This is a genomic window from Orbus sasakiae, assembly GCF_039542345.1.
Lineage (GTDB): Bacteria > Pseudomonadota > Gammaproteobacteria > Enterobacterales > Orbaceae > Orbus > Orbus sasakiae.
On sequence record NZ_BAABHY010000006.1, the window covers coordinates 1 to 23,105 of the forward strand.

Sequence of the window (23,105 nt, forward strand, 5' to 3'; positions counted from 1 at the left end):
GGAGCCGATGGTAGTGTGGGGGTCTCCCCATGTGAGAGTAGGTCACCGCCAGACTATATAATATAAAGAAGCCTGCTGATGCAGGCTTTCTGCTTTTTAGCGGTTTAGATTTTACGAGTGTTATTAGAATCTCACCGAGTAGGCCAAATTGAACCCCTATCGTATGATAGGGGTTTTTTATTATCAGTCGGTATAACACGATTATCCTTGCTGGATTATCGATTTTTCTACGTTTATCCGTTGTTTATAAGTCCATATTTTTATTAAAAATATGCTAATTCGTGTAATATTTTAGTAAAAAGAACTGACATTTTTCTGTACTTGTTGATAATATTAACTATCTTTAACTCTTCTATAAATATTTTATGATAAATATCTTACTAATTGATGATGATGTTGAACTTTCACAAATGTTAAGTGAATACTTAACCAATGAAAGCTTCAAAGTAAAAGTAGTTCATACCGGACAAGAAGGTATTGATGAGGCGTTATCTGGAAAATACAAAGCCGTAATTTTAGATATTATGCTGCCTGATATCAATGGTATTGATGTATTAAAAAGTATCCGTCAATCGGTAAACCTTCCCGTGATTATGCTTACAGCAAAAGGCGATAATATCGATCGTGTGCTCGGGCTTGAACTTGGTGCAGATGACTATGTGCCGAAACCGTGTTATCCACGTGAATTACTCGCTAGATTACGCGCAGTTTTAAGAAGAATTGATGATCAATCAGCATTAGGTCAAACAGAATTAAGTAATAAAAAATATGAATTCCATAGTTTGGTCCTTGATGTTCCTCAACGTCTTTGTATTTGGAATGATGTGACAATCGAACTAACTTCAACAGAGTTTAATCTGCTTGCATTACTAGTTAAACATCAAGATCGTGTCGTAACGAAAGAAGAACTTTCCGAAGTTGGCCTTGGGCGAGCACGGGAGCTTTATGATCGCAGCGTTGATGTGCATATTAGTAATATTCGCCAAAAATTACATCAGCTAACAAAAGATGCAGTGACTATTGAAACAATACGAGCTGTCGGATATCGCATTAGATAATAGATACTTATGAATAGGCGCCTGTTTTGGAAAATCCTTATCGTTTTCTGGGGGATTTTCTACCTTACATTTCAGCTGACTTGGTTTGGCTTTGCTTTTTATTTAGAAAGCCGTGAACCGAGGACGTTTTATCATATTCCAACTAAAGTTGAAATGATTGCTCAATTGTTGCAGATATCAGGCGAACAAGAAGCGGTTAACTTTATTTCACATCTCCCAGAACCTGAACGTATTTGTTTTTCAATCACGCTATCTGATGCACAAGATGAGCAATATATTGAAATGGCTTCAACAGATTTAAATGATAGTGCTTTTATTTACCAGAAAACGGCGACCGCACCCGATGGTATTACTTATCTGATTTCATTTAGAGATCATGATAAAAGTTACAGCAAAGGTATGATCTTTAATATGCCGATACCCATGTTTTTAGTTGGTATCGCTGGAGGATTACTCTTTAGTCTATTTTTAGCTTGGAACTTAACCAGACCAATGCGACTATTAAGACAGGGTTTTTATCAAGTGTCACAAGGTGATCTTTCGGTACGATTATTTGATAAATTGAAGAAACGTCATGACGAGTTGAGTGAGCTTGCGCAAGATTTTGATGCGATGGTCGAACAGTTAAATATTTTGATTTCAGATCGACAAGTTTTATTGCATGATGTCTCTCATGAACTGCGCACACCCCTCGCTCGTTTACAATTAGCAATTGGACTTGCACAGCAAAATAAGCAAAATATTGATAATTCATTACAACGAATTGAACTAGAATCTCAGCGTTTAGATACGCTTATTGGTGAAATACTCAATTATTCACGAGCAGAGATCAGTAAGCCATTAGATGAATACTTTGATCTTAAAGAATTGGTTGGTGTTGTTGTCGATGATGCAACCTATGAAGCTGAGCCACAAGGTATTATTATTAACTTTACCTCTTCACCGATTATTCATTCGATCATTAAAGGTAATGCTGAGCAGATACGTCGTGCGGTTGAAAATATTATTCGTAATGCGATTCGTTTTTCACATTCAGGGCAGCAAATCGATATTGCGCTAAAAGAAAGTGGTCGCTATTTACAAATTGATATTAGCGATCATGGGCCTGGTGTAGATGAACATAAGTTATCGAGTATATTTGAACCTTTCGTTCGCATTCAGTCTCCACAACTTGGTAAAGGTTATGGCTTAGGTCTGGCAATTGCTCGCAAGATTATCATTATGCACAAAGGGACCATTCAGGCACGCAACCGTGATACTGGTGGTTTAGTCATGACGGTCAAAGTGCCATATTGGCGTTCATAATTTAATTACATTCTGAATTAATATCAAATACGAACTCTTGTAATAATTCGTCTAACGTAATTTTATTATGTCCGCTAAAATTGAGCTTAGTAAGAATTGATTGTTTATTCTCTTTGAGTAATCTTTTATATTCATTGAGATAGTTTTGTGAAATCGGTTTATATGACCAATGCCACTCTTCGGGTTGGTAACCCCCTTTACGCCCTTCACCATATGGTCGACAAAACCCATACTTAGGCATGTTTTCTTGTAACCATTGATAAAGAATTTTACCTTGCTTATTCTCTTTAAAAAACGCAGATGAAACACTGGTAATATCAATGTCAGTTCCCCAATGGTGTCTTGAACTTCCCGGCATCGATGAATACTTTAAGATTTCTTTGGCCGTCTTTTGCTCATCTTTTAATTTAGGATATAAGGCATCCCACTTGCGTTGCCAAATGCCATTTTGATACGTGTAATTACGTGTTGCACTAACCACGACAAAAGGGATATCAGGATGCTGTTGTTTAAAATCATGATATGCTTTAATCAATTGCTCAGTCGGCTCTTTTTGCAGATACATACCCGGTTTATTAACCGGTAGCTCTGTTGAATCTAACGAAATGAACTGGCTGTCGGTTTTTTCATTAAATTGACCGATCAACTTGTTTAATGGGATTGTATTTGCCATAGTCATAAACGGTAATGTTAGTAAAATCAATAAGATATTTTTTTTCATGCTATCTGAATCGTATTTTGAATAATATTATTAGCCAGATGGGGTAGAAACCAGTATAATCCTTCCTCGATTTTTGTCATATATTTTTCTGCCGCAATGTGTAAAAACGAGGCCCTTATGTCCACAGTTCATTCAAACAATGTTCAAATAGAACAATGCAGTTCATCATCAATTTCTGATACCACAGCCACTACTGATAAAGTCAATTTATTGGATTTCACTCGTCAGCAATTGCGTGAGTTTTTTAAAAATTTAGGTGAAAAACCATTTAGAGCCGATCAGGTAATGAAATGGATATACCACTTTGGCTATGATGATTTTGATTTGATGACAGACATCAATAAAAAATTACGGGATCAGCTTAAACTGATTGCTGAAATTAAAGCGCCAGAGGTTGCCGAAGAACAGCGTTCTTCTGATGGTACAATCAAATGGGCATTAGATGTTGGTCACAATCAATTAATTGAGTGTGTTTATATTCCGGAACGTGATAGAGCAACATTGTGTGTCTCTTCACAAGTTGGCTGTGCACTGGCCTGTAAATTTTGCTCAACCGCCCAACAAGGCTTTAACCGTAATTTGCGTGTTGCGGAAATTATTGGTCAAGTTTGGCGTGCATCTAAAATTATTGGTGTCACCGGTAAATTATCCGATCGTCCTATTACTAATGTTGTAATGATGGGGATGGGTGAGCCTTTACTTAATTTATCTAATGTCGTGCCTGCTATGGAAATTATGCTAGATGATTTTGGTTATGGTCTATCAAAACGCCGCGTAACCTTATCGACATCAGGTGTCGTGCCCGCGCTGGATAAAATGGCCGGCATGATTGATGTTGCTTTAGCTATCTCATTACATGCGCCAAATGATACCATACGTAGTCAGATTATGCCGATTAACGATAAATACAATATGGCCACATTACGAGAATCTATTCACCGTTATTTATCTTACTCAAATGCAAACCACGGTAAAGTGACAATAGAGTATGTATTACTTAATCAAGTGAATGATGGTGTTGAGCATGCTCATGAATTGGCCGCATTCTTAAAAAATACACCATGTAAAATTAACTTAATTCCTTGGAATCCCTTCCCAGGAGCACCTTATTCACGAAGTTCTAATACGCGGATCGATCGTTTTATGAAAACATTAATGGAATATGGGTTCACCGTTATTGTTCGTAAAACCCGAGGTGATGATATTGATGCTGCATGTGGGCAATTGGCGGGCGATGTCATTGACCGAACCAAACGCACGAAGTTAGTTGCATCACCTTTATCTAAGTCATTTATTGAGGTTAGGCAATAACACTATCGAGGGTGAATGAAATGCGAGTTGCTATGCGTTATATTATTGTGTGCATGCTATCGTTATTGGTTTTAAGTGGATGCCAGTTTACAGCGGAGCAGCAAGAGACTTTTAATCCAGAAAAAGCCGCATTGGCGAGGTTAAAACTGGGCTTAGGTTACTTAGCGCAAGCTCAAGGGCAAACCGACAAATCCAGTGAAGATCTTAAACTAGCACACTATAATCTATCACTCGCCAATCAATACTCGCCCAATAACCCAAATGTCATGCTTGGCATGGCTTTATTTGATCAGCATGTCGGTGAATATAACGAAGCTGACATCATTTATCAAACGATAACAAAAACAGAACCGAACAATGGGTTGTATCATATTCACTATGGTTCATTTTTATGTGCGACAAATCGTTATAATGAAGCACAAATACAGTTTCAGCAGGCAATCGCTTTAAATCGTCCACAATGGAAGATAGACGGTTTAGAGCAATTAGGCTACTGTGCGATTCAACATGGTGATAAAGGCCAGGCTGATAGCGCTTTTCACGCTTTATTTGAATATGATTCAAGTAAACGTGAACATGTTGCAGATATGGCCAGAATTTATCAACAAAAAGGCGATACAAATATCGCGACATATTTATTAGCAGTTTCTAAATAATTCTTATTCTAAAAATATAATTTGAGCATATGTTATGAGTTTTTTCGCAATTTTATTGTTGTCATTTGCAATGTCAACCGACGCATTTGCCGTCGCAGTATGTAAAGGGGTTTCACTCAAAGTTCCTAAGTTTTGGGATGCTTTAAAAGTTGGCCTATTATTTGGTTTTATTGAAGCGATTACGCCAATATTAGGTTGGTTATTAGGGTATATTGCATTGCAATATATTGAAGAGTGGGATCACTGGATTATCTTTGCCTTAATGTTATTTTTAGGACTACGCATGATATACAGTAGTTTTAAAGAAGATGAATGTTGTGATGATGACCCTAAAAATGATTCAATATTGATGTTGGTATTGCTTGCTATTTCAACCAGTATTGATGCGTTTGCCGTTGGTGTCGGTCTTGCGCTTGCGTCAGTCAATATTGGCTTTGCCGCTACAATGATAGGCCTTGCAACTTGCCTGATGGTGACAATTGGTATTGTATTAGGTAAAAAAATTGGATGTATTGTAGGGAAAAAGGCAGAACTGATTGGCGGCTTAGTGTTAATTTTTATTGGCGGGTTTACGCTTTACCAACATCTTTGGGGATAAAGTAAAAAGCAGGAAATGCTGTAAATAATGGTTTCGTACTCAATGATGTGAAAAGTAAGCTCAATTTAGAGATAAAAAAACCGCAATGTTGATTGCGGTTTTTTTTGATAAATGGTCAGACGATGATTACATCATTCCGCCCATACCACCCATGCCGCCCATACCTGCAGCGCCCATGTCAGCTTTATCATCTTTCGGTAAATCAGTAATCATACATTCAGTTGTGATCATAAGACCTGCAATTGATGCCGCATACTGTAATGCACTACGTGTTACTTTAGTTGGGTCTAAAATACCCATCGCAATCATATCACCGTATTCTTCAGTTGCCGCATTGTAACCATAGTTACCTTGACCTGCTTTTACTGAGTTAGCAACAACAGATGCTTCTTCACCACAGTTAGTCACGATTTGACGTAATGGCGCTTCCATTGCACGTAAAGCAACTTTGATACCCACGTTTTGATCTTCATTGTCGCCTTTTAATGCAGAGATTGCATTAGCAACACGTACAAGAGCAACACCACCACCTGCAACAACACCTTCTTCAACGGCTGCGCGAGTTGCGTGTAATGCATCTTCAACACGTGCTTTTTTCTCTTTCATTTCAACTTCAGTCGCGGCACCCACTTTGATCACTGCCACACCGCCAGCTAGCTTAGCAACGCGCTCTTGTAGTTTCTCTTTATCATAGTCAGAGGTTGACTCTTCAATTTGGCCACGAATTTGTGCAACACGTGCTTCGATAAGTGCTTGGTCACCGATACCATCAATAATGGTAGTGTTGTCTTTATTGATAACAACGCGTTTTGCTTGACCTAAATCTTCAAGTGTTGCTTTTTCAAGCTCAAGACCAATCTCTTCAGAAATCACAGTACCTGCAGTCAAGATTGCGATATCTTGTAACATGGCTTTACGACGATCGCCAAAACCAGGTGCTTTAACGGCTGCGACTTTAACGATACCGCGCATTGTATTAACAACTAATGTTGCTAATGCTTCGCCTTCAACATCTTCAGCAATAATTAATAATGATTTACCTGCTTTAGCAACAGCTTCTAATACCGGTAATAATTCACGGATATTTGAGATTTTTTTGTCTACTAATAAAATAAATGGACTTTCTAGCTCAACTGTTGCGGTTTCTGGTTTATTGATAAAGTATGGTGATAAGTAACCACGATCAAACTGCATACCTTCTACAACATCTAATTCATCTTGTAAGCCAGTACCGTCTTCAACAGTAATAACACCTTCTTTACCTACTTTCTCCATTGCTTGAGCAATTAATGTACCAACAGTCTCATCCGAGTTAGCTGAAATAGTACCCACTTGTGCAATTGCTTTTGAGTCAGAACATGGTACAGATAATTTTTTAAGTTCTTCAACTGCAGCAATCACTGCTTTATCAATACCACGTTTTAAATCCATTGGATTCATGCCAGCAGCAACTGCTTTTAAGCCTTCGTTAACAATAGCTTGTGCTAATACTGTTGCCGTTGTTGTACCGTCACCAGCCGCATCGTTTGCTTTAGATGCCACTTCTTTAACCATTTGTGCACCCATGTTTTCGAATTTATCTTCTAATTCGATTTCGCGAGCCACTGACACACCATCTTTAGTAATAACTGGTGCACCAAATGATTTGTCTAGTACCACGTTACGGCCTTTAGGACCTAACGTCACTTTGACTGCATCAGCAAGGATATTTACGCCGCTAAGCATTTTTACGCGTGCATCGCTACCAAATTTTACATCTTTAGCTGCCATTTTTAGTTCTCCCTAAAATCTGTCTATGTATTCTGTTTAATAACTTAATTATGCTTGAACAATCGCTAAAATATCGTTTTCAGATAAGATTAAAACTTCTTCATTATCAATTTTTTCAGTTTTAACGCCGTAACCTTCATTGAAAATGACGATATCGCCGACTTTAACGTCTAACGGCTGTACTTGACCATTTTCTAAAATACGACCATTACCAACAGCTAAAACTTCACCACGAGTTGATTTACCTGCTGCTGAACCAGTTAACACGATACCGCCAGCTGATTTTGATTCAATTTCTTTACGTTTGATGATCACACGATCATGCAATGGACGAATTTTCATTAGTTATTCTCCTTCACTAATTTCTTAATTAAGTTGATACACAATAAGTTAAAGTAAATCATAAAATATACGTATTTTATGATGTAGTGCAAACTAAATGGGGATACTTTCACATTCTTCAAGAGAATAGCACAAAAATTTTTTTAATTGATTATTTAATCATCGTTTTTGTGTTTAAACTCACCTTCAATGATATCACTTTCATTCTTTGTACTTTGCGAAGACTGAAAACGATAGCTTCTTACTTTCATTTTTGGCACGATGCGTTTGACAAAAAATTGTTGCACTGGTGGTAATAATAACAAAGCACCCAAAATATCAGTCAAGAACCCTGGAATTAATAATAAAAAGCCGCCTATCATTAACGAGATATTTTTTACCATTTCATCTGTCGGGTTTTCATTGTTTGCCATTTTTTGTTGCATTGCAGCCAAATTTTTTAAACCTTGTGATTTAACCAAAGACAAACCTATGATCGATGTCGCAATAATTGCGATTAATGCCAATAACACCCCAATGCTGTTTGCCACAGCAACAAAAATACTTATTTCTACGTAGAGATAAATAAAAAATACCAAAATGGGTAGTAAACGCATACGGCAGATCCTTTTCATTAAGAGATAATCATCACTCATTATTATATTGAGTCAGAAGGTCTATTTTTCAATAAAATGCTTAAGGAAATATTAAATTTGTACAAATCATCTATTTTTTGAGCAAGTAAACTCTTTTTTTTAAAATAAGCGATAAAAGGGATTGACGAATAAACGGAGATCGTGTTTAATGTGCATCCATTGTTGCCCGGATAGCTCAGTCGGTAGAGCAGGGGATTGAAAATCCCCGTGTCCGTGGTTCGATTCCGCGTCCGGGCACCAATTTAATAAAAGAATTCAATAAGATAGCTAGTTTAAGAGACTGGCTTTTTTTATGTCTATTTTTCAAGTGGCGATAAAATGGCGGTTCTGTTTTAGGTTTATGGTACTTGATTTTATTCCGGACAGAAAAAAGCCGCATTAGCAGCTTAACAAGTTTGGGTAATCCGTTTGGTGTTTGGCGAAAATGGAATATTTACTTTAGGATCAGGGCAATTACTTGGTACTATCGTTTCAGATATTGACTGCATTGCTGTAAATGTATGACCACAATAAATATTTGAACATTGATAATATTGTTTTCGTGTTAAGTCAGATAATGCTTCACTTGAACGGATAAAGGCTTTATTTTTGCAATGTGGGCATCTCATTCATAAAACTCCATATTAACTTTTGGTTAATTATACATTGGTTTTATTTAATTTAAAGTTAATGTTGGTAATTTATCCTACTTTCATTTCTAACTCTAAACTGGTTATAAATCCCCCTGTTGCTGTAATTGAGTGTGTGCAACGGGTTATTATCCATTCAGAGGAATCAATTTCTTGTTTAAACCCTTGCACTGTAACTGGAGTTTCGGGGAATAGATCAGGCCGACCTTGTGCCAACGTCATATTGAATTGACATGCTCCACGTTGTAGTTTTTTCCATTGGTTTATGGCGGCTCTATGAGCATTTTGTTTGCTTGAATAAGTATGGCGTAATACTTTCACGTTTCCTTCAGCACCGACTAATACACTTTTATCATCTGAATTTTCACTACCACTTGCGGAAGAACTAAATTCTGCTTTTTTATAATCAAGCCAATAAGCCTTTACACCAGTATAGGCCTCTCTATCTGCTATTGAAAATGAATGGCTATCACCTGATGAGCGGTTAATTATGACATTTGGTAATATTTGGCCAGTAACAGTTTTCCCTGCACCTGATAAGAAAATAATTAACATCCCATTTTTAACAGTCGCAATAGCATCATAATCACTAAGTATACGAGTTAAAAATGAGGCATCTGATTCTTGGGTTTGGTCGGCGTGATCAATGGTTTGATTTGCGATCTCTGTCGCAATCTTATATTCAAGATTGTGACGTTTTGCGATCTGGATCGCAATTTTTTCAATAGTTATTAAATCATAACTTTGTTCACGTTTTACATTGAGTGATTCACGAAAATTAGCGCTTTTCCCTCTAATTGTTAAGGTGTCTGGTGGACCATTATGTTCGCATTCATCTACAACAAATTTATTATTAAATATAAGCCCTTGATCGTCATTCCAGCCAAAGGAAATATTTAACTCTACGCCACGTTTAGGAAGCGCTAATTTACCGTCACTATCATCTAATTCAATTGAAAAAGTATCAGCTTCAAAACCGCTATTATCAATAATTTGTAATGATATTAAACGACTATCAAAATGACTGGTAATATCTTTATCGTTATACTGGATCTTAAAAATCGCTTTTTTCATAATGAATAACTTAGTTATAAAAGTTTAATAATGTCTGCACCTGGTATTACTTCTGGGGGATCGACTTTTTTTAAGCTAAAAGTAAATTCAATTTTACGCGGAGTGCCATCATTGAAAAATTCCTCTCTATCGGTTTGAATTGATTCGTTAACATAAAATCCTAGTAATATGCCACTACCATTTATTAAAGGCCAAGCAATACCAAAATCAGCTTGTCTTTTATAGAGTTCAAGGCTTACCCTTCCGCCCGTTACTTCGGGATAAAGCACACCGCTTAATGTGATTTTTTCCTCGCCAACACCTACAAACTGCGTTGCCGGGCGTTCTCCGAAACGATTATTAGAAGGGTAGCGATAATTAATTGTTTCACTCATTTTCTGAAATGGAATCGTTTTTAGTTCAAATACAAACATGCCATATATCATTAACATTAATCGATATCCTTATAGCTATTACGATAACTGTTATTTTTATTACGTAAATGCCGACTAACTTCTTGACCTACCATAGTCGCTAAATCACGCTCATTAGTATTAGGTGCTGCATTAATTGTTATAAATATTTGTGGTGATCTTGTCTCTATAGGCGATTGGTTGTACTGTATTGACGATATAGGTGGTCTATTATCAACAGTAATACTGGATAATCCTTTTTCACTGATTTGATTGGAAAACTTACTCATTGAGCGAATGGCCTTATTGCTATTACGTTCAATACCTAACTGGTAACCTTCAACAGTAAAACCGCCATACTCTGCAAATACTCTTGATGGTGAGTGTATGCCTAATGCTTCTTTAAACCATCCCGTTACACCATCAGTAAGATCCGAAATTGTACTTTTTAGTTCATTCCATTTATTTTTAATGCCACCCATTAAACCATCAACAAGGTTATTGCCTAAATTACTGAATATTCCTGTAATACCACCTTCACCCGTAAATATTTCACCAATTTTACTCGGTAGCTCGGTAAGTTTTTCGGGCAGAGAAAAAATAAATGTCCAGACGCTTTTAACCAATTCAAAGAAGTCTTGAAATAGCTTAATTGGTAGCATGATAGCTTTACCAATTGCTTCACCGAATGCAACACCTGCCGATTTAGTACTTTCAAACTCTTCACTGGTGAGTTTAACGGGTTCAAATAAGTTACTAAACCAGTTGATCACGCTGCCAATTGCATCACCAATCGCATTAAATATCGGCGCCAATGGTTCAAAGAGTTTAATAATGGGCTCAAATGCAGCTTTAACTGGCTCCATTGCTGTAGTGAAGCCTTCCCATACACCAATAAAGAATGCTTTGATGGGTTCCCAATATTTATAAATGAGTAGTGCGGCTACCGCAATAGCGGTAATCACTAATCCAATGGGGTTGGTTAAAAATAATCGACCGACAAAAGCAAATGTAGAGCCAAGGAAACGAACAGCGGTTGATAGCGTTGATAAGGGCGATGTAGCCAAACCGATAGCAGCCGAACCAAGGGAACTAAAAGTTTTACCTAATAACCCATTTTTAATGGCTAAACTGCCAACGGATAGCCCTAAGCGAGATAAAATAAACTTTGTCATCAGCATGGGGCCAAATACACTCATTAGCATTAAGGCTAAACCACCAAAGGCCGTGGTAAGCGCAGCAAGTCCTGTACCAAGCATCACAATCCCCTTACTGACTGCAGGATGCCGTTTTAAAAATTCACCCACATTGTGTAAGAAGTGAGTAAAGCCTTGGATGGCTTTACGGAGCCATGCATTATTTTTTTCGAATAATTCAACGCTGATATTTTCAAAGGCAGCGTGGAGCATGGTCATATCACCTTTGAGATTATCAAGTTTTAACTGTGCAACTCGCTCTGCTTCACCATCATATTCGCCTTTTTCGCCTCTTAGCTTTTTCAGTTCACCTGTTGCACTTTGTGATAGTAATATTTCAAATCCAGTTAAACCGATTTGACCAGCGATTTTTTTATTGATGGCTGCGCGGTCAACGTTACCCATGTGTTTAGTTGCTTCTGATATATCAGAAAGAATATCAACCAAATCCCTCATATTACCTTTATCATCCGCAACTTTAACGCCAAGTTTGGCAACGGCTGACGAGGTACCAACACGGGTTAATATTTGCCTTAATGTGGTACCGGCTTGGCTACCTTGAATACCAGCATTACCCATCATGGCTGTTGCAGCCGTTACTGTTTCTAAACTTTGACCAAATGCAGCACCAATACCGGCGCTATATTTAAGTGATTCGCCGAGCATTTGGATATCAACGTTATTACGGGTAAACATTGCCGTCATGACATCAGCTACATGATCCATCTTTTCGGCAGGTATGCCCATTGCCATTTGGATATTGGATGCGATATCAGCGGTAATACCTAAATCAAGATCGCCAGCGGATGCTAAATTTAGCATGCCGGGCATGGCTTTTAAAATCTGATCTGCATTGTAACCGGTTCTACCTAAGAAGTACTGACCAGCGGCGACCTCACTATCTGTAAATTTGGATTGAAGTGGTAAAGTTCTGGCTTGCTGGCGCAGGGCAAGCATACGTGGATCATCTTTATCGGCGATACGTGTTACAGCTTGTGTTGCACTCATGCTGGCATCAAATTCGTAGCCAACACCTAATAGATTACGCATACCTCTGGTTATTGTTCTACCTGTTGCCAGTGAACCATAACCAACACCACCCATCACAGCTATACGTTGCATGCCTTTATCGTAATTTTGCCTAATTTGATTTGATTTTTTCATCTGTTCATTTAGGCGTGCAAGCTGCGATCGTTGTTGCTCAATACTTTTTGTTGCACTATTAATTTGTGAACGTAATGTTGTTTGATGTTGTGCCAGATTCTTAGTATTAATGCCTGATTTTGCCAGTTCATCACGCTGTTTTTGCGTGGCAGATCGCAAATTATTAAATGTGTCTTTTAATTGATATGCTTTTTGTTTGGCTTTTTCAAACTCATCAGCCATTTTTTTTGTTGGTGATGAGGATTGTTTTATCGCCAGTGATAGTAGATTAACTTTATTACGAGCCTGTTCTAACTCGGTACCGACTTTTTGAGTGTTATTTTTTAATTGGACAAAACCTGACAGATTTTTTTGTATCTGATTCAGGTTTTTTAATGCTGATTTGGTTTTAAGTAATTGTTCAGCTAAAAGTTTGGTATTTTTAGTTGAATTTTGTAGCGGACGACTAGCATTATCAACACCGCTAAGAATAATTTTAGCTTCTAATCTACTCATCTTCGGCTCCGCTACGGATTCGGGCTTGTTCTCGCCAATGCATTAATTCAGAAATGGTTAACTTATCAAGCGCATCAAGCGACCAATGAAAGATGGTCGCTATATCTGCCTGTGCGTTTTCTACTCGGTCAGGGATTCCGTTGCTGCACTGCTTGATTTCGGTTTCAAAAAACTGCTAATTTCAACCACTATTTGAGTTAAATCAGCTAAATCCATGTTATAAACGTCTTGTTCGGATAGTGTTGGTGTGGCAATACGTGGGAGTACTTTTGCCAATGAATTAACATCTGCATCAACAAAATCAAGTAATTTAACTCCACGTAGATCGCCAGTTAGCGGCTTACGAATAATGATAGTTTTGATTTCGGTTTTACCGCTAATAATAGGGGTTGATAATGTGATTTCTTTTTGTGTCATGATTTTCTCCTGATTAACTGCCTATATCACATAGGCAGTAAGATTTTAGGTTTTAAGTAAGGTTATAAGCCGATTGCTTGACGCGCTTTTTCGAGTAAATCAACGCCGTTTACTTTGTAGACCATATTGATAATGTCTATCTCAATAATATCTTCACCATCAATGGTTAAACGGTAATAGGTACACGCCATAGAGTATTTAGTTTGGCTACTTTCCCCTTGCTTTAGTTCACCTAGATCCTGTTCTTTATGACGACCGCTGACATTGATCTCTACTTTTGTAAAATCTTCGCTATCATCTTTTTGAAAACCACCAGCAAAACGTAAATTGCATTGATTAATTGAACCGCCCAATAGTTTAGCTATTTCAGCAGTTAATCCGCCCATAGTGTACTCAAGATCAAGTGCATCATCATCTAATCCAAGGTTGATTTTGACAGCACCAGGCATACCAGCACCGCGGTAGCTTTCTAGTTTTTGAGTAAGTTTAGGTAATGTGATTGATTCAGCTTCACCAATATAGGATGTTCCATCCACAAACACGTTAAAATATTTTAGTTTTTTAGGTAATGCCATGAGTTAAACTCTCCTAGTTCGCAGCGACTGAATTAGCTAAATCAACTAAATAGCGATCAGTAATGCGTTGGTTAAACATTAAGTTTTCAAGTGGTGGCACTGGCGTATAATCGTAATCAATTTTTAGCTTGCCTTCTTTTAGTTGGTCCTCGGTATTAACGGAAGGATCAAACCATGCTTTACCATCAACAATATAGCGATTTGCTTTAAGTTCTCGGAACTTGTTATTAACAGATTCAACAATATCTTTAATTAAAGATGCGTGCATAGGTTCATCAACAAAATCAAACATAGCATCAGCAATTGAATCCGCCAGTACTTGTGCTGTTCTGGTATAGTTTTCAAACATGAATATGCCATCTTCGGTACAGGTACGAGATCCCCAAAAGCGGTAACCGCTACGGCAAATCAGTGTTGTTACTTCATTTTTATTAAGGTAATTGGCATCAGTGCTTTCTGCTTGTAAATCCCAATACACATCTTTATCAATACCGGTTACACCATTAACCGGGATGTTTGATAAGGTTTTATGCCAACCAATTTGTTGATCGATTTTAGCCCGTAATCCAACAGCCCTTGCTGTGGCATAAAATGTTGCTTCGCTAGATGTTGCAGTATCAAAACCAACAAAATCAGGCCAAATCACCATGACTTCACGGGCACCGAAACTATCACGATATAAAACGGCATCTTCTTTGGTTTTGGCTCCATGAGCCGATACATAACAAAAGGCGCGTAGTTGCTGGGCTACCGCGATTAAGGCAGTCGCAACGGGTAAAGAATCATAACTAGGCACAGCCAAAATACGTGGTTTAATACTTAATCTAGTTTGCGCTGCAAGTAGGGCTTTGATTCCTGTATATTTGCCGTCTGCGGTTGTGGTACCAATAATATTGGATTGGGTTTCTTCTGGGGTATCTCCTTCAGGAACACGAACAGCAACAATAACAGGGGAACATTGATCTGCAATTGCATTCAGGGTTGAAAGTAATGTACCTTTTTTACCTGCTTTCGCAATTGCGCTATGAACATTAGTAATAAGAACAGGTGTATTGAGTGGAAAAGCATCTTGATCTGCATCTGTAGCGGTACAAACAACGCCTATTACAGCGGTTGATACTGTGCGGATCGTTTTACTGCCCTCGTTAATTTCAATAACTCGGACACCGTGATGATAATCAGCAGCCATTTATAATCTCCAATATTTAGCAATAGATTGAGGTAAATGGTTGCATACGAAAAAAAAAGAATGTAGGAGTTTAACTTGTAAAATGAAGATTTACAGATTGAGAAAGTAGAGCCGAAGCTCTATAAAAATGGCTATTTATTGAATTAATATTCATACATGGAATATCATTTTATTATTCTTAATCTTATTTGAGCAGATGCTAAACCTGAAGTTTCTGTATACCCATTAGGTAAACCTGCATATTGATTATTTGCATTAATTAAAAAACTTGCACCAGCCTTAATTAGTATTTTACTTTCAGAGCTGTCTCTGACAACATTTACCCCCCATGATGCACCATTTTCATATATAAATCGTACATCTAACCATCTTTTTTTACCATTTTTACAATTAACATATAATTGGGCAATGTAGTCATAAGCTTTACTTGGATATGGATCAGATATTATGATTTCCCCTGATTTAGTAATTGTTGATGGTGTAGATTCAGAACCATTTGGGTAAATAAACTCAATATCATGAGTCTTATTAACCGTGGTAAGGGTATTATTTGCTAAATCATAGGCTTTTTTTACTGCTCCCGGTGTGGCTGCTTGGTTTTCTGCTGTGCTATTTACTGCTGAATTAAGTTGTACCCGTCCTTTAACTGCTGTTGTAGCATCTGTACTTGCCAAGGTATAAGCGCTATCCGCTTTAGTTTGTGTGGTTGCTGCATTAGTTTTGGCAGTGTTAGCTGTGGTATTAGCTATGTTAGCTAAATCATAGGCTTTTTTTACGGCTCCTGGTGTCGCAGCTTGATTCTCTGCAGTACTATTTATCGCTGAATTAAGTTGCACTCGCCCTTTAACCGTGGTTGATGCGTCTGTTTCCGCAGTAGATTTTGCTGTATTGGCGGTAGTGTTTGCAGTGTTTGCTAATGTATAAGCACTATCCGCCTTTGCTTGTGCTGTTGCCGCATTGGTTTTGGATGTGTTAGCGGTGGTATTGGCCGTATTAGCTAAATCATAAGCCGTTTTAACTGCCTTTGGTGTTGCAGCTTGATTTTCTAAAGTACTATTAATCGCTGAATTTAACTGAACGAATCCTTTTCCTGTTGTTGATGCATTAGGATGGTTAGTTGATTTTTCGTGTTCGGTCATTTTTGACGAGATTAAATCATCAACATATTTTCGGGTAGCAAGCACCGTTGAAGCATCTATTTTTAATTCGACAGTACCCGTATTATCAACCATGATCACCATATTAATAACTTGAGTTCGTCCGCTACCTTCAGATAATTTAGGTTTATAGGAAGGTGGGCAATTACCCACTGCAATTAAATTACCTTTATCGTCAAATACACCCAACTCACGAATATAAAAGCCTCCTTCCTCTGGGGGAATAACTTGCTCGATAATAATGTGATTTTCGTTATTTTCATCCGTATAAACAGTATTGATAGCACTGCGCCTTACTTCATGAATTAATTGTGTTTGTGTTGGTAATGGCGAGGGAACATTGCCATTACCATCCCCAACGGCTAAATGAGTAATTTTTAACTGTGTTCCTGAAGCTGTTGCTTGAGCAAGTAATGCTGCCCCTAAATTAGTTAAAATAGTAAAGTAAGTTTGGCTCATGGTGTGACCTCTAACAAATCAGTGGAATAAGTTGCAATATGGTAATAAGTACTTCCTGATACTATGATGTTCTGCGGAATATACGGATTGACCGTTAATATGTCGCCGTCAGTGGTTAGGCATCTTAAATTAACTTTGCCCTGACTAACCAAAACAATGGAGAGCCCAGTTATATGACGAGAATAAGCCCTGACATCATCAATAATACGGGTTAGTTCGGTATAATCATCTTCGGTAATGCCTTCGTCTAATATGCCGATTTCTAATGAGAAGGTGCCCGGTTCATTGCCAGTATTAAACCATTCATTAATGCGGATAATATACCCGAATGGCTCAACAGCTCTTTTTATGGCTTTAATGGTGCCTTTAAATTTGTGTGTTAGATAACTATCAGCAATCACTTTACGTTTTACTTGTTCTGTCCAGTTTTCATCCCAGCGATCGACACTATATTGCCAGGCAAGAAAAGGGAGCCAGCTAACAGGGCATAAATAAGGATCCCATAAAAAACGTAAATCAACATTTAACTGGATGTAGCATGTTTCAGATAGATTACGCTCTAATAATGTGGCGGTTGGCGGTAATAATGTTTTACTCGTCATAACCATCAACCTTAACAGTAAAGCTTGAACAATAACTTGCCTGTTCTTTGGTGATAATAATATCTTGTGCTGGTTTAATTAATTCAACGCGTTGAACGCCTTCAACATGAAGAGCAGACATGATCGCACTGCGATTAATCCTAACGCCTATTCGGTGTTTATTGTTAATAAAATTAATGAGGTTTTTAATAGCTGCAGCTTTGATAGGTTCTGCTTCAGGATAGGGATCTAAATAGATATTAGCCTCAATTTGATAATCAATAATTTTAGCAGATTGAACAGTTACCCTATCAGCAATTGGTCTACGCTCTTCATCATTTAATTCAGTTGTGACAATATTTAATAGCTCTTGACTTGCAACGCCATTATTCTCTCGTGATAGAACAACTACCGTAATATAACAGGGTTTAGGGCTAAGTACTTCAGCATCAAGTACGCGGCCATCTGCACTTTTGGCGAAAAAACGATAAGCTCCACGCGGACCAGCAACCGATAATCCTTCAAATGCTTCTGGTGTACGATTTTGTAAATCAAGGTCTGATTCCATAATCTGCTCAATAGGCGGGGTGACGGTATTATCTGCTTGCTGAACAACTAAACGTTTAACATTAAAAATCGCGCTTAAATTATCTAAATCCTCACCATTGGAATAGGCAATCATTACCGCTAGTGCAGCCTCATTAATGCGTTGGCGTAAAATCAATTCTTGATAACTTGATTCTTGAAGTAATTTAACGATAGGCTCACTCTCTAATTCCAATGTTTTACGTAATTCAGTTTGTTTATCTAATGGGTAAAGGTTAATAAACCGCTCTTTACGATTATTAAAAATCGTTTCAAAGTTAAGTGTTTCAATAATCTTTGGTGCTGGTAAAGTTGATAGATCAATTGTTGCCATTAGCGCACCTCAATTTCAGTTGTATTTTTTTGATTAGATTGTGATTTTAAATAATAAGTAAGTTCTAAAAGGAGTTTTTCTTTACTGATGGTAAATTGCATTGAATCAATAGTAATACGCGGTTCCCACTGCGTTAATGCCATAACAGTTGCTGACATGATTTTTAATTGTGTTGCAGTGTGATTAGGGTGATCAATTAAGAAAAATAGCATTGAACCATAATCACGGCGTTCTACTCTTGAACCAATAGGCGTTAAGATAATATCTTTTATGGATTGTTTTATGTGGGCATCATCTGTTAATGTTCTGCCTGTTATGCTATTCATGCCTAAATAACTCATTTAGGACCACCTGTTGATTGATTGCCTGTTGCAACACCACCGTGTATATGTGTATGAACAACCACACCGTTAGAAGATAATTCACCGTTTTTATGGATGACATTACCAGTAATCTCACCAGTATTAGCACCACTACCGCCACCAGTAGCCCCAAATGATTGGAAAGTGATGTGATTACTGCATTCGACCAGAGGCGTTAATAAACTGATTTTCATGCCAGCTTTAGCCGTGATTTGCTCGCTTGCATCTATTAAAGCTGTTTTAATGCCTTTAATGGTTAACGTACTTGTTTCAGGTTCATATTCAAATGTTGCACCGTCCGGGAACTCGACAAAATGCCCGTCATTGGATGATGATGGTGCCGGATAGTTATCACAATATAAGCTAGGAAGCACACAACCTAATTCTAAATTACCATTAGGGCTTAAGATAAAGACTTGTTCGCCCACACTTGGGCTCCACCAAGTACGGCTTTTTCCTGCTCGATGAGTAAACCAAGGAAGCCAGGTGGTAATGATTTCACCGGAACGGACTTTAACCCGATCACCGTTAACCTTATAAATGGTTCCCTGGCGTATCAGGTTGCTAATCATTCGTTTAAGTTCTGCCAATTCGGCTGGATGATATGTATTCATGGTACATATCTTTAAGATTAAGACGTTAAAAGGGAAGTTAGGTAATTTGTAACTGACTGTTTTACAAGTTACCTATGAGTGATGTGCTAAGTGTGCGAGTGTAATTTGTTCGATCATCATTAAATCAGCATGATTTATACCTAATAACTCACGCTTAGGATAGATAATTCGATATTCTGCTTTTCTATTTACTCTATCTCTTAACCCATACTGGTGTACTTTTGCTATTTCCTGAACGTTCCCTAAAAAACTAACCGTAGCACTGTTTGCATTAGCGCTAATTTTGAGATACTTAATTGTACGTATTTTAGAGAACATCTTACGCTTTATTTTTCCTTGTTTTCCTCGGAGTTTTTGTTGTTTTCTTGGTGTGAATGGCGTTCCGTCAGGTTGAACTTGAGCAATCATACGTTTGCGATTACTTTCTCGCAATTTTTTAGCCATTTCACGAGCCAATTTTGTTCTACTCTGTGAATTTAATTGGCTCAATATCCCATCGGTATATTGATGGTACTGTCTTAATACATCTGACATATTTCAACCGCCCAAGTTGGAATCATATCTTCCGGTGATTTATCGTCAAGATGTTTGTACTCTAATCCACTGTCACCATTTTGCACAATAACCCTTTCGGTTAATGATAAGGTAATCCCAACATCACAACTCTTATTATTTAATTGTTCTATTTCAAGTTTTATTGCATCTTGACGTAAATCACTATTACCCATTTTCTCATTTTGATGAACATACATCCAGGCAATAATAGGCACCATTAAATAATCAATTGATTCCGCATAATCTAAAATAATAATATTAAGTTTATATTGATATTCAAAACTTAAACTTTTAGCAGCAGTAGCGATTACATCACTATCCTCTATAAATATATGTAGTTTATCGGGATTATTTTTTATTAATAAACTATGTTGTTCAAGTAATTCACGGATCTGTTCGGGCTTTTTCATATTGTTGTTCCTGACACTGAATAATCATATCGACTTGGTCAGCACAAAAGAACCAAGCTTTTTTTAGTATACTGATCTCATCTAACAATGATTGGTTATCACTTAGTTCATTATTTTGAATTGTGCACAGCTCCACCTTCGGACAAGAGTTTTCTATAATGATCACTTCCTTTGATGGTGTATGGTCTACTGTACAAGCGGATAACATCGTCAGGCAAAGCAGTATTAGCCCATAATTTAAGTTGTTCATTTTCATTGGTTAACCTTGCTAACTGTTTTGATTGTTCATCAATTAAGACTTGGGATTGCTCATTTTTTTGACGTAATAAAATTAAACTATCTTGATTGTTGATATTTTTCTGTTTTAAGGTATCAATAGTTTGATTATTGGTTATGATAGTGCCCTTAAGTTCACCAATTTGTTCCGACTGTGATAAGTTTTTTTTCTCTAATGAATCAATAACACTATTCATAAAAAAAATAGCAACAAGCAATAAAATAATAGCGATCCCAGCAACAGGAATAAGCCAATTAACATATTTATTAATGAGTTGCTTTAATAGATTCATACGTTTCCTTTATCTTTTCATCATAACGATTTTTTTTATAGTTAGAACCATTATAAAGACGGGCAAACGTTGCATAATCATGTTCTTGAAGTGCAACAATCATTTTGCTATTTGTTTTTAGAGAGATAAACCGGATAAATGCTTCAGTTTGTTTTAACTCGTTTTCGCTCATCTGATTTTCAAAATCTTGTGCTGATTGATAGCCTAATGTTTGCCAATGGAACCCCATAATTTGAAACAAGCCAAAACTGGTTGATTCTATGGCGCAGCCTTCATTAATCTGTTTTGCCATCTCTAATCGATAATTTTCACGTAGACCACCTTGATAACCACCCGGCGTTTTATTGATCAATAAAGGGTATTGATTAGATAGCTCATCAACATTGAAGCCTTGTTTTTTAAGTTGTTTATAAAAAACGTGACGCTCAAATAAAACAATCGGTTTATTTGGTGCAATAAATCCTTTAGAGCCAGCCTCGACTTTTGTAATCGTTAATAATAATGAGTAATCAACACCAAGTAATAACGCACTTTCTTTTAAATATTTAGTGATCGTAGTCATAGTATTTTTACCTTTTTATTTTGACGGGGCGCAGTTGCTTTGGACTGCCAAAACAAATGGTAAATAAATTGCGAGATATTACCTTTTGTTTTGAACATGCAGATAAACACGAGTAAGTTCATAAAGGTTTGCGCTGTTTGTGCTTGTGATAATTGATTAAAGAAGATCAAAATAGCAACGGCAGCACTAGAACAGACTAATCCCCATGCAAGTAAGGCATAACTTAGTTTATAGTTGCTTTGGCCACGTTGATAAAGGAATAAACGTATTGCAATCGCAAGGCAAATTGCAGCATTAGTTAATAAAATCATATTCTCCCCCTTATGATTTTAATGAGTGAGGCTAAATCCTGATTTAAAATCAGTAACAATAGTTGAGTGGCAAGGATTGAAACGAGTAAAGCGCCAAGGCTTAACGGTGTTTTATCAGATAGATCTTGCGGAAGTATGCCACATAATACCGTTGTCATTAGGTCAGCAAAAAGGATCCCAATGACGAATGAGGCAAAGAAAAGCGCAATACTCTTAAACCGTCCTAGTTCTTTTCGTCCAACAATTAATAACGTTGCACCACATAAAGCGCCAAGTACTGAACCAGCATCAAGGTTAGGAAAGAGCGCAGTAATAGAAATTGCGCTAATTAGTGCGGTACTGGTTGTTGTGGTTGCTGGTTCGGCCATGATATTAATCCCATAATTTAACTTGTTTTTGCTGTGCTTGTGGTACGACATCAGGAATAATGACTCGTGTTCCTAATGGTAATTTTGCTGGTAACTGACAAAGCTTAGGATTGTTGTTATAAATCATTTCAACTAATCCCTTTGTACGTCCAAATAATCGATAGGCGATCTCGTCGACAGTTTCATTCTGTTCGGAATAAATAATCATTTAAACCAATTCCATTGTTGAACGTGACTTACCTAAAATATCCCGAATTGCATATCTTGCGTCCCGATAGAGATCACCGGCGCTTTGTTGTTCCGGTTCAATTTGTTTGACAGCTTTAGCCGTGGCATCATAATTTAAATAACGGTCATTAATTAAAGCATTCGCCCAGCAGTAAACCGCGTGTTTATAGAGATGTAGATATTTAGATTTACCATCAATTAACTCTTCGGTTAACTCATCAACTGAATTAACACCTTGTGCCTGCTGTATTAATCGCCACTGCGTTAAATCATTATTAACGGTGATAATTGCAGATATGATGGCATTTTTTAAACGTTCGGTTGTTACTGTTCCATCAATCCGTTGTGCTTCACGGACTTTTTTTATTTTAATATTCGGAAAAAATGACATATTAGTGATCTCAACATCTTCCGATTCATTCGCTTTTGATATTGCAGTAAAATCACTCATATTAAACCTTTATTAATCAGCGGTGGACAAGG

The 23,105-nt window shown here is 37.3% G+C and carries 30 protein-coding genes, 1 tRNA gene and 1 pseudogene; 6 read left to right on the top strand and 26 right to left on the bottom strand.

The genetic code is table 11. The features are described from left to right. Window positions 1-368: 368 nt before the first annotated feature. Together ABEA36_RS10775 and ABEA36_RS10780 are read left to right on the top strand one after the other, a co-directional pair. On the top strand, window positions 369-1,058 hold the full coding sequence (locus tag ABEA36_RS10775) for a response regulator transcription factor (protein WP_345492497.1): 690 nt from the start codon (window positions 369-371) through the stop codon (window positions 1,056-1,058). Between the two features lie 9 nt (window positions 1,059-1,067). Further along, window positions 1,068-2,363, top strand: a complete 1,296-nt coding sequence (locus ABEA36_RS10780; protein WP_345492024.1) for an ATP-binding protein — start codon at window positions 1,068-1,070, stop codon at window positions 2,361-2,363. Window position 2,364: 1 nt separating this feature from the next. Here the strand turns inward: ABEA36_RS10780 and ABEA36_RS10785 are convergent, their stop codons facing one another. Then, window positions 2,365-3,084 (bottom strand): M15 family metallopeptidase, encoded by a 720-nt coding sequence (locus ABEA36_RS10785; RefSeq protein WP_345492026.1) that lies wholly within the window; start codon window positions 3,082-3,084, stop codon window positions 2,365-2,367. A 117-nt stretch (window positions 3,085-3,201) separates the two neighbouring features. Here ABEA36_RS10785 and rlmN point away from each other — a divergent pair, with 117 nt between their 5' ends. Genes rlmN through ABEA36_RS10800 form a run of 3 tightly spaced genes read left to right on the top strand, consistent with a single transcriptional unit; the run spans window position 3,202 to window position 5,649 of the window. Then, entirely contained in the window at window positions 3,202-4,395 is a 1,194-nt protein-coding gene (rlmN, locus tag ABEA36_RS10790; RefSeq protein ID WP_425571934.1) for a dual-specificity RNA methyltransferase RlmN, read from the top strand. Between the two features lie 20 nt (window positions 4,396-4,415). Then, the gene (locus tag ABEA36_RS10795) at window positions 4,416-5,051 is read left to right on the top strand and encodes a hypothetical protein (protein WP_345492030.1); all 636 of its coding nucleotides are present in this window, start codon (window positions 4,416-4,418) and stop codon (window positions 5,049-5,051) included. Window positions 5,052-5,085: 34 nt separating this feature from the next. Next, window positions 5,086-5,649: a manganese efflux pump MntP gene (locus tag ABEA36_RS10800; RefSeq protein WP_345492032.1), complete on the top strand. Its 564-nt coding sequence runs from the start codon at window positions 5,086-5,088 to the stop codon at window positions 5,647-5,649. A 126-nt stretch (window positions 5,650-5,775) separates the two neighbouring features. Here the strand turns inward: ABEA36_RS10800 and groL are convergent, their stop codons facing one another. From groL to ABEA36_RS10815, 3 genes are all read right to left on the bottom strand, one after another. Then, entirely contained in the window at window positions 5,776-7,419 is a 1,644-nt protein-coding gene (gene groL / locus ABEA36_RS10805; protein ID WP_345492034.1) for a chaperonin GroEL, read from the bottom strand. 48 nt (window positions 7,420-7,467) lie between these two features. After that, window positions 7,468-7,761: a co-chaperone GroES gene (locus ABEA36_RS10810; protein WP_039105960.1), complete on the bottom strand. Its 294-nt coding sequence runs from the start codon at window positions 7,759-7,761 to the stop codon at window positions 7,468-7,470. 155 nt (window positions 7,762-7,916) lie between these two features. After that, a complete protein-coding gene (locus ABEA36_RS10815; protein ID WP_345492040.1) occupies window positions 7,917-8,357 on the bottom strand; it encodes an FxsA family protein in 441 nt (146 codons plus the stop codon). A 203-nt stretch (window positions 8,358-8,560) separates the two neighbouring features. Between ABEA36_RS10815 and ABEA36_RS10820 the strand changes: the two genes are divergently transcribed. Continuing rightward, window positions 8,561-8,636 (top strand) — tRNA-Phe (locus tag ABEA36_RS10820). Between the two features lie 146 nt (window positions 8,637-8,782). On the opposite strand, the gene ABEA36_RS10825 is transcribed toward ABEA36_RS10820, so the two are convergent. The 22 genes and pseudogenes from ABEA36_RS10825 to ABEA36_RS10925 form a co-directional block, all read right to left on the bottom strand. After that, the gene (locus tag ABEA36_RS10825) at window positions 8,783-9,004 is read right to left on the bottom strand and encodes an Ogr/Delta-like zinc finger protein (RefSeq protein WP_345492042.1); all 222 of its coding nucleotides are present in this window, start codon (window positions 9,002-9,004) and stop codon (window positions 8,783-8,785) included. 72 nt (window positions 9,005-9,076) lie between these two features. Beyond that, window positions 9,077-10,099 carry a phage late control D family protein gene (locus ABEA36_RS10830; protein WP_345492044.1) on the bottom strand — a complete coding sequence of 341 codons (1,023 nt, stop codon included), beginning with the start codon at window positions 10,097-10,099 and terminating at the stop codon, window positions 9,077-9,079. A 14-nt stretch (window positions 10,100-10,113) separates the two neighbouring features. After that, complete coding sequence (locus ABEA36_RS10835) at window positions 10,114-10,512, bottom strand: phage tail protein (RefSeq protein ID WP_345492046.1); 399 nt, start codon at window positions 10,510-10,512, stop codon at window positions 10,114-10,116. A gap of 17 nt (window positions 10,513-10,529) precedes the next feature. Continuing rightward, a complete protein-coding gene (locus ABEA36_RS10840) occupies window positions 10,530-13,346 on the bottom strand; it encodes a phage tail tape measure protein (protein WP_345492048.1) in 2,817 nt (938 codons plus the stop codon). Continuing rightward, the gene (locus ABEA36_RS10845; RefSeq protein WP_345492499.1) at window positions 13,339-13,503 is read right to left on the bottom strand and encodes a GpE family phage tail protein; all 165 of its coding nucleotides are present in this window, start codon (window positions 13,501-13,503) and stop codon (window positions 13,339-13,341) included. Before ABEA36_RS10845 ends, ABEA36_RS10840 begins: the two co-directional genes overlap by 8 nt. Further along, window positions 13,467-13,763: a phage tail assembly protein gene (locus tag ABEA36_RS10850; RefSeq protein WP_345492050.1), complete on the bottom strand. Its 297-nt coding sequence runs from the start codon at window positions 13,761-13,763 to the stop codon at window positions 13,467-13,469. Before ABEA36_RS10850 ends, ABEA36_RS10845 begins: the two co-directional genes overlap by 37 nt. Window positions 13,764-13,825: 62 nt before the next feature. Beyond that, the gene (locus tag ABEA36_RS10855; RefSeq protein ID WP_345492052.1) at window positions 13,826-14,338 is read right to left on the bottom strand and encodes a phage major tail tube protein; all 513 of its coding nucleotides are present in this window, start codon (window positions 14,336-14,338) and stop codon (window positions 13,826-13,828) included. A gap of 13 nt (window positions 14,339-14,351) precedes the next feature. Continuing rightward, entirely contained in the window at window positions 14,352-15,527 is a 1,176-nt protein-coding gene (locus tag ABEA36_RS10860) for a phage tail sheath protein (RefSeq protein WP_345492053.1), read from the bottom strand. A gap of 548 nt (window positions 15,528-16,075) precedes the next feature. Next, window positions 16,076-17,143, bottom strand: a pseudogene (locus ABEA36_RS10865) (phage tail-collar fiber domain-containing protein); the annotation flags it as partial. After that, on the bottom strand, window positions 17,140-17,745 hold the full coding sequence (locus ABEA36_RS10870; RefSeq protein WP_345492056.1) for a phage tail protein I: 606 nt from the start codon (window positions 17,743-17,745) through the stop codon (window positions 17,140-17,142). The pseudogene ABEA36_RS10865 and the gene ABEA36_RS10870, both read right to left, overlap by 4 nt. After that, complete coding sequence (locus ABEA36_RS10875) at window positions 17,735-18,643, bottom strand: baseplate assembly protein (RefSeq protein WP_345492058.1); 909 nt, start codon at window positions 18,641-18,643, stop codon at window positions 17,735-17,737. The genes ABEA36_RS10870 and ABEA36_RS10875 overlap by 11 nt, the downstream gene beginning before the upstream one ends. Then, window positions 18,643-18,969, bottom strand: a complete 327-nt coding sequence (locus ABEA36_RS10880) for a GPW/gp25 family protein (protein WP_425571937.1) — start codon at window positions 18,967-18,969, stop codon at window positions 18,643-18,645. The genes ABEA36_RS10875 and ABEA36_RS10880 overlap by 1 nt, the downstream gene beginning before the upstream one ends. 11 nt (window positions 18,970-18,980) lie before the next feature. Continuing rightward, a complete protein-coding gene (locus tag ABEA36_RS10885) occupies window positions 18,981-19,619 on the bottom strand; it encodes a phage baseplate assembly protein V (RefSeq protein WP_345492062.1) in 639 nt (212 codons plus the stop codon). 72 nt (window positions 19,620-19,691) lie between these two features. Then, window positions 19,692-20,153 carry a phage virion morphogenesis protein gene (locus tag ABEA36_RS10890; protein ID WP_345492064.1) on the bottom strand — a complete coding sequence of 154 codons (462 nt, stop codon included), beginning with the start codon at window positions 20,151-20,153 and terminating at the stop codon, window positions 19,692-19,694. After that, window positions 20,138-20,584, bottom strand: a complete 447-nt coding sequence (locus ABEA36_RS10895) for a phage tail protein (RefSeq protein WP_345492066.1) — start codon at window positions 20,582-20,584, stop codon at window positions 20,138-20,140. Before ABEA36_RS10895 ends, ABEA36_RS10890 begins: the two co-directional genes overlap by 16 nt. Further along, window positions 20,559-20,792 carry an Rz1-like lysis system protein LysC gene (gene lysC, locus ABEA36_RS13285; RefSeq protein WP_425571943.1) on the bottom strand — a complete coding sequence of 78 codons (234 nt, stop codon included), beginning with the start codon at window positions 20,790-20,792 and terminating at the stop codon, window positions 20,559-20,561. The genes ABEA36_RS10895 and lysC overlap by 26 nt, the downstream gene beginning before the upstream one ends. After that, the gene (locus ABEA36_RS10900) at window positions 20,695-21,153 is read right to left on the bottom strand and encodes a hypothetical protein (RefSeq protein ID WP_345492068.1); all 459 of its coding nucleotides are present in this window, start codon (window positions 21,151-21,153) and stop codon (window positions 20,695-20,697) included. Before ABEA36_RS10900 ends, lysC begins: the two co-directional genes overlap by 98 nt. Beyond that, window positions 21,128-21,715 (bottom strand): N-acetylmuramidase family protein, encoded by a 588-nt coding sequence (locus ABEA36_RS10905; protein ID WP_345492070.1) that lies wholly within the window; start codon window positions 21,713-21,715, stop codon window positions 21,128-21,130. The genes ABEA36_RS10900 and ABEA36_RS10905 overlap by 26 nt, the downstream gene beginning before the upstream one ends. Continuing rightward, complete coding sequence (locus tag ABEA36_RS10910; RefSeq protein ID WP_345492073.1) at window positions 21,712-22,026, bottom strand: phage holin family protein; 315 nt, start codon at window positions 22,024-22,026, stop codon at window positions 21,712-21,714. Before ABEA36_RS10910 ends, ABEA36_RS10905 begins: the two co-directional genes overlap by 4 nt. Further along, the gene (locus tag ABEA36_RS10915; RefSeq protein WP_345492075.1) at window positions 22,023-22,394 is read right to left on the bottom strand and encodes a putative holin; all 372 of its coding nucleotides are present in this window, start codon (window positions 22,392-22,394) and stop codon (window positions 22,023-22,025) included. Before ABEA36_RS10915 ends, ABEA36_RS10910 begins: the two co-directional genes overlap by 4 nt. 4 nt (window positions 22,395-22,398) lie before the next feature. After that, entirely contained in the window at window positions 22,399-22,602 is a 204-nt protein-coding gene (locus ABEA36_RS10920) for a tail protein X (RefSeq protein WP_345492077.1), read from the bottom strand. Further along, complete coding sequence (locus tag ABEA36_RS10925) at window positions 22,603-23,073, bottom strand: head completion/stabilization protein (protein WP_345492079.1); 471 nt, start codon at window positions 23,071-23,073, stop codon at window positions 22,603-22,605. It abuts the gene before it with no gap. Window positions 23,074-23,105: the final 32 nt, after the last annotated feature.